At 56.8% G+C, this 5865-nt stretch carries 4 protein-coding genes; 1 reads left to right on the top strand and 3 read right to left on the bottom strand.

All coding sequences use genetic code 11. The features are described 5' to 3' along the window. Window positions 1–67: 67 nt before the first annotated feature. A complete protein-coding gene (locus tag B3Z49_RS18195) occupies window positions 68–1258 on the top strand; it encodes a benzoate/H(+) symporter BenE family transporter (protein ID WP_296993411.1) in 1191 nt (396 codons plus the stop codon). A gap of 28 nt (window positions 1259–1286) precedes the next feature. Here the strand turns inward: B3Z49_RS18195 and B3Z49_RS18190 are convergent, their stop codons facing one another. From B3Z49_RS18190 to B3Z49_RS18180, 3 genes are all read right to left on the bottom strand, one after another. Beyond that, entirely contained in the window at window positions 1287–3053 is a 1767-nt protein-coding gene (locus B3Z49_RS18190; RefSeq protein ID WP_296993409.1) for a SulP family inorganic anion transporter, read from the bottom strand. Window positions 3054–3118: 65 nt separating this feature from the next. Next, window positions 3119–4792, bottom strand: coding sequence for a bifunctional protein tyrosine phosphatase family protein/NAD(P)/FAD-dependent oxidoreductase (locus tag B3Z49_RS18185; protein WP_296993407.1), 1674 nt, complete (start codon window positions 4790–4792; stop codon window positions 3119–3121). A 24-nt stretch (window positions 4793–4816) separates the two neighbouring features. Continuing rightward, window positions 4817–5680, bottom strand: coding sequence for an MBL fold metallo-hydrolase (locus B3Z49_RS18180; protein WP_414716271.1), 864 nt, complete (start codon window positions 5678–5680; stop codon window positions 4817–4819). Between the last annotated feature and the right edge of the window lie 185 nt (window positions 5681–5865).

The following is a 5865-nucleotide window of genomic DNA, read 5'->3' as shown; positions in this document are numbered from 1 at the left end:
TGCTTCTGGTTAAGGTCAGCGCGCTTGCCACCATACTTTCAACGACTTACAACCCTGCGGAACTCCCATGCTGCGTGATATTTCGCCCCAAAGTATTTTCATGGGCCTGTTGGCCGGTTTTGTTGGCTCTGCCAGTTCGTTTGCGGTTGTGCTGCAAGGCCTTACCGGCGTTGGTGCCGGCCCGGAACAGGCGGCATCGGGCCTGATGGCGCTTTCCATTTCGATGGGCCTTTGCGCGATTGTTTTATCCCTTAAAACCCGCCTTCCGATCAGCATTGCCTGGTCCACACCCGGTGCGGCCCTTCTGGCGACATCCGGTGCCATTGAGGGTGGATTTGCCGTTGCCGTTGGCGCGTTCATTGTTTGCGCCATCCTGATTATCATCAGTGGCGTTTGGAAGCCATTGGGCCGCGCGGTTGCTGGCATCCCTGCCCCCTTGGCAAACGCGATGCTGGCCGGTGTGTTGCTGGGTCTGTGCCTTGCCCCGGTCAAGGCAGTTGCCTTTGATCCGTTGCTTGGTCTTCCGATTGTGATTGCATGGATTGTCATGGGCCGGTTCAACCGGTTGCTTGCCATCCCGGCCGCTTTGTTGGCCTTTATTGCCGTGATGGTGTTCGGCATCGAGTTCCCTGAAAATGCGCTTGCCGATCTGGGTGGGGCAATTGCGCCGCCGGTTGAATTCGTCATGCCGGAATTCACATTGGCCGGACTGGTCGGCATTGCTTTGCCGCTTTTCATCGTCACCATGGCATCGCAAAACATTCCCGGCACAGCGGTTCTGCGCGCCAATGATTTTGAAACCCCACCGGGGCCGCTCTTTACCGTGACCGGGATCTTCTCGTTACTCTCTGCCCCGTTTGGTGGTCATGCAGTTAACTTGGCGGCCATCACCGCCGCGCTTTGTGCTGGCAAGGATGCCCATCCCGATCCGGCCAAACGGTATTGGGCTGCTGTTTCGGGCGGTGTTTTCTATATCGTGTTTGGGCTTCTGGCCGGGCTGCTGACCGCGTTTATCAGTCTGGCACCGGGCATCCTGATCGAGGCGGTTGCCGGTCTCGCCCTGATTGGGGCATTCGCCGGATCAGCGGTCGCGGCCTTCAAGGATGAAGACGGACGTGAAGCAGCCGCTGTGACCTTTATCGTCACCGCAGCTGGACTGACATTCTATGGGATTTCGGGTGCGTTCTGGGGCTTGCTTGCCGGTGGGCTGATTTATTTCGTGACCCATCTGCGCAATGGCAAAAAGAAACCGGACTGAAAACTCAATCCGGTTTCGGTCTTCGGTCTTAGACCAATTTGACTTTGGGTTCGGTGCTTGGTGGTGTTTCCGCCACCTGCCCTTCTGTCAGTTTCGAAACAGCTTCGAACTGGGACAGGAAAACCTCGCCGGTCAGTTCATCAAGGAAGTGGGTCTTTTTCAGGCGGTCCATGACCGGGCCTTTGACCTCGGACATGTGAAGGGAAATGCCCATTTCCTCAAGCCGGTGATTGATCGCCTCAAGCGATTCAAGCGCGCTTAAGTCAATCTCGTTCACGGCCGAGCACATCAGAACCACATGTTTCAGGTTCTTGCACCCAACCACCCGGTCATAGAGGTAATCCTCCAGATACCGCGCATTGGCGAAATAAAGGCTTTCATCAATCCGGATCGTCAGGACCGATGGATGGGTGATGACCTTATGACGCAGGATGTTGCGGAAATGCTGGGTGTCGGGCACAAGGCCGACCTCGGCAATATGCGGGCGCGATGTTTTATACAAAAACAGCCCGATCGACAGAACCACACCGGCGGTCACCCCGACCTCTACCCCAAGACCAAGGGTCAGAAGGATGGTTGCCAGAACCGCAATGAAATCCGCCTTGGAATATTGCCAACTGGTTTTCAGGATCGAGAAATCGACCAGCGACAGCACTGCAACGATGATTGTCGCAGCAAGGGTTGCCTTTGGCAGGAAGTAAACCAGAGGCGTCAGCGCCACGGCAGCAATCGCCAAACCAACAGCGGTAAAGGCCCCGGCCGCAGGTGTCTGCGCGCCAGCATCAAAGTTCACGACCGAGCGGGCAAAACCACCCGTAACCGGATAACCGCCCGTAAAGGCCGCGCCGATATTGGCCGCCCCCAGACCAATCAGTTCCTGATCCGGGTTGATGCGTTGACGGCGTTTTGCGGCAAGTGTCTGCGCGACTGAGATTGATTCAACAAATCCGATCACAGAAATCAGGATTGCCGGCACCAGAAGATCGGCCATCAGCCCCGGGCTGAAGTCCGGCATGGTCAGCGGCGGCAGGCTTTGCGGAACCTCGCCCACGATCTTGACCCCTTTTTCGGCCAGACCAAGATACCAGGTGGCTGCCGTGGTGGCGAACACAGCAAAGACTGGGCCCGCCTTGGTCAGGACATCAGCCATCCTCACGCCAAGGCCCAGTTTGCGCAAGGCGGGTTTAAGGCCCTTGCGCACCCAGAACAGAAAGCCCGTGGCGCAAATGCCAATGATCAGGGTCGTCTGATTGGTTTCGGGAATATGGGCAATCAGGGAGGTGACAATTTCCCAAAGGTTATGGCCACCGGCATCTACCCCAAGGATGTGTTTGAGCTGACTTGCGGCAATGATCATGCCCGATGCAGTGATGAAACCGGCAATCACCGGGTGTGAGAGGAAGTTGGCCAGAAAGCCCAGCTTGAACACCCCCATCGCAAGCAGGATCGCCCCGGACAGGGCCGCAAGCGTCAGGGCAGCCAGCGCATAGCCCATGGTGCCGGTTTCGGCAATATTGCCTACGGCGGCGGCCGTCATCAGGGAAACAACCGCGACTGGTCCGACCGCAAGGGCGCGGCTGGTGCCAAAGATGGCATAAAGAATGATCGGCGCGATGGAGGCATAAAGCCCCGCCTCGGGCGGCAGACCGGCCAGCAACGCATAGGCAAGCGATTGCGGGATCAGCATGATCGTCACGATCACGGCTGCAATCATGTCATTGCCAAAGGCCGTCCTGTCATAGGTCTGTCCCCAATCAAAAATCGGGACATATTTCCGAAGCATTTTGAAACGCATTGATCGATCTCTTAGATCAGTGTTAGCCCAAGGCAACGTGATCGCTGCCTCGGGTGAAGAGTGTTTTAGGCGCCGGTGACTTTTTCGGGCTTGGCCAGCCATTCCTTGCCACGCAGCATCGCCTTCCAATAGATCGGCGGCAGCAGCTTTTCCTTAAGCAACCAGGCAAGGTGGGATGGTTTGGTGCCATCGATCAGCCATTTCGGGAAGGACGGCAAAAGCGTTCCGCCATAACCGAATTCGGCCAGAACGATCCGGCCACGTTCGACGGTCAGCGGGCAAGATCCATATCCGTCATATTGCGCGACCGGGGATTTGCCATCGATATCGGCAACCACGTTTTCGGCAACCACCGGGGCCTGTTTGCGGGCTGCAGCAGCCGTCTTGGCATTGGGCGCATTCATCACATCGCCCAGCGACCAGATGTTGCTAAATGACTTGTGGCGAAGGGTCGCCTGATCGACATCCACCCATCCGGCGGCATCTGCCAGTGGGGAGACACGAATGAAGTCCGGTGCCACCTGCGGCGGGCAGACATGGATCATGTCAAACGACTTCTCAACGCGTTCGACCTTGGTGTCGGGCTTGGCGACATCGAACCAGGCCTTTTTCGCCTGTCCGTCAATCGCCACCAGATTGTGAAAGAAACCGAGATGTGCGTCGTATTTCTTCACATAGCTTTCAAGGGCCGGGACATAGTCCTTAACCCCGAACAGCACGCCACCGGCATTGCAGAAATCGATATCAATGTTCTTCAAAACACCGGTGCGATGCCAGTGATCGGCCGAAAGATACATCGCCTTTTGCGGGGCACCGGCGCATTTGATCGGCATCGGCGGCTGGGTAAAGATCGCCTTGCCTTCGCGCATCGAGGAAACCAGTTCCCAGGTGTAAGGGGCAAGGTCATAGCGATAGTTCGACGTCACACCATTACGGCCGAGCGTTTCAACCAGGCCTTCAACGCGGTTCCAGTCAAGCTTGAGCCCCGGGCAAACGATCAGACGGTCATATTTGACCACCCGGCAGCCATCAAGGATGACGGCATCGTCTTGCGGCTCGAACGCGGCCACGGCCGCCTTGATCCAGTGCACACCCTTGGGGATCAGCGATCCCATGGTCTGAGCTGTGGTGCTGGCTTCAAACACGCCACCACCAACCATGGTCCAGCCCGGCTGGTAATAGTGGATGTCGGCCGGATCAATCACCGCGATCTCAAGCCCTGAACGACGGGCGATCAGGCTGGATGCCACCGAAATACCGGCAGCACCGCCCCCGATGATCACGACGTCATATTTCGCATCGCCCTGATCGGTCGGTGTTTTGCCGCCATTGACAATCCGGCGAACAACCCCGCCCATGTCATAACCGGCCGCCTTGGTGGCGCGAAGGATTTCGCTGGTATCAAGATGCGCAGCCTGGCTCAGGGACCAAAGCGTCGTTGAACGGGTGCCGGTGCGGCAATAGGCAAAGACCGGCTTGGGCAATTCATCATAAAGGCGACCAAAATCACGTGCATCATCGTCGCTGACCTTGCCCGAAACAATCGGTTGATAGCGTACCTCAAGCCCGGCTTCCTTGGCCGCGTTTGAAATTTCTTCAAAGGTTGGCTGATCGGCACCCTCGCCGTCCGGACGGTTACAGACGATGGACCGGAAGCCGCGCTTGGCGATTTCCTTGATATCGTCTGCCACGATCTGCGGACTGACAGAGAACCCGTTGCTTATTGTTTTGATTTCCATGGCTTTTCCTCACCTGAGTGTTGATCAGAGCCCGTTTACCGGGACTTTCAGCATTTTTTTGCCGCTGCTATCCGTTGGCACCTGACCGGCGCGCATATTGACCTGAAGCGACGGGATGATCAGACGCGGCATATCAAGCTGGGCATCACGCTCGGTGCGGAACTTGATGAAGTCCTCGCGGGTCTTGCCTTCGCCAACGTGGATGTTGTGCTTTTTCTCTTCGCCAACGGTGGTCTCCCACTTGATCTCGCGACCATTGGGGCCGTAGTCGTGGCACATGAACAGACGCATATCGTCCGGCAGTGCGAGGAGCTTCTGGATGCTGTCATAAAGCGTCCCGGCATCACCGCCCGGGAAGTCGGCACGGGCCGAGCCGCCATCAGGCATGAACAGGGTGTCACCGACAAAGGCGGCATCGCCCATGACATGCACCATGCAGGCCGGGGTGTGGCCAGGGGTATAGATGGCAAAGCAGGTCATGGATCCGACCTGATAGGTATCGCCATCTTCAAACAGGCGATCAAACTGGCTGCCATCGCGCTGGAATTCGGTGCCTTCGTTAAACACCTTGCCGAACGTGTCCTGCACAACCGTAATCTTGCTGCCGATGCCAAGTTTGCCGCCGAGCTTTTCCTGTATATATGGCGCTGCCGACAGGTGATCGGCATGGACATGGGTCTCGATGATCCATTCCAGTTTCAGGCCGTTATCCTTGATAAAGGCAATGATGTTGTCGGCGTGGGTAAAGGTGATTCGACCCGCCGCATAATCGATATCCATCACGGAATCGACAACCGCACAGGCGTTGCTTTCCGGGTCCTTGACCACATAGCTGATCGTGTTGGTGTCTTCGTCGAAAAAGGCCGTAACTTCGGGTTTTACGGACATATTGACCGGGTATGCAGACATGGATTCCTCCTAAACAACTGCCTCCGTGCCGCCTTATGACTGGCGCGCACCGGATGGATTTGCGATGTCCCTTGCCCGCCTTGTTTGCGGACAAAACATCTGGCTATGGCCTTTATTTTAGGAGTTCGCGATGTGCACTTCAGTGATGAAGTCACCAAACATCG

This window comes from Thalassospira sp. UBA1131 (assembly GCF_002311515.1).
GTDB lineage: Bacteria > Pseudomonadota > Alphaproteobacteria > Rhodospirillales > Thalassospiraceae > Thalassospira.
The sequence above is the reverse complement of the archived record's forward strand: the minus strand, read 5'-3'. Positions and strand labels throughout refer to the sequence as shown.

Excerpts from the sequence above, each read along its gene's own strand:
- B3Z49_RS18180 (WP_414716271.1), bottom strand. The coding sequence starts at position 5,680 with ATGTCCGTAAAACCCGAAGTTACGGCCTTTTTCGACGAAGACACCAAC.
- B3Z49_RS18190 (WP_296993409.1), bottom strand. The coding sequence starts at position 3,053 with ATGCGTTTCAAAATGCTTCGGAAATATGTCCCGATTTTTGATTGGGGA.
- B3Z49_RS18185 (WP_296993407.1), bottom strand. The coding sequence starts at position 4,792 with ATGGAAATCAAAACAATAAGCAACGGGTTCTCTGTCAGTCCGCAGATC.
- B3Z49_RS18195 (WP_296993411.1), top strand. The coding sequence starts at position 68 with ATGCTGCGTGATATTTCGCCCCAAAGTATTTTCATGGGCCTGTTGGCC.